At 69.0% G+C, this 717-nt stretch carries 1 protein-coding gene and 1 pseudogene; both read left to right on the top strand.

Annotated elements, in window-relative coordinates; translation table 11 throughout:
* A pseudogene (locus AC1DKQ_RS22430) lies at positions 1-330 on the top strand (sugar phosphate isomerase/epimerase); the annotation flags it as partial.
* A 28-nt stretch (positions 331-358) separates the two neighbouring features.
* Positions 359-717, top strand: a 359-nt coding sequence (locus AC1DKQ_RS22425; protein WP_476920283.1) for a dihydroxyacetone kinase subunit DhaK, incomplete at its 3' end; no start/stop codon positions are given.

The raw sequence follows: 717 nt of genomic DNA, 5'->3' as shown, positions 1-717 counted from the left end.
ATGGTCGCCAAGACCCTGCCGTACTCGAACTACTGGCACATGAAGAACTACATCCGCGACGAGGACGTCGCCCGGGACACCTACGTCGCGATGCCCGCCCCGATGGAATCGGGCCTGATCAACTACCGCGAGGCGTTCAAGGTCGCGCTGTCCGTCGGTTTCCAGGGCATCCTGTGCACCGAGCACTACGGCGGCGACGGCCTGTCCGTCACGGCCAGCAACCAGGACTACCTCCGCCGCCACGTCCTGCCCAAGACCGACGGCTACGCCCTCGGCCAGAGCCAGGTGGCACAGGGCCGGCAACAGCCCGCCGGTACCCATCAGAACTGATTGCCCCCGACGGATTCAATGAGGAACCATGACTCAGATCTTCGACAATCCCGCTGATTTCGCGGATGGGGCACTGGACGGCTTCGTGGCGGCCAACCGCGGCTACGTGGCCCGTGTCGACGGCGGCGTGGTCCGCTCCACCGAGGTCCCGGCCGGGCAGGTCGCCCTGGTCATCGGTGGCGGCTCCGGGCACTACCCGGCCTTCGCCGGCCTCGTCGGGCCCGGCCTGGCCACCGGATCGGCGTGCGGGAACATGTTCGCCTCGCCCGCGGCCGGGCAGGTCTACCGGGTGGCCAGGGCCGCGAACGCCGGCGGCGGGGTGCTGCTGAGCTACGGCAACTACGCCGGTGACGTGCTGCACTTCGGCCAGGCCCAGCTGCGCCTGAA

This window comes from Arthrobacter sp. 05L421 (genome assembly GCF_056397785.1).
Note: the sequence above shows the minus strand (reverse complement) of the source record. Positions and strands in the feature narration are given on the sequence as shown.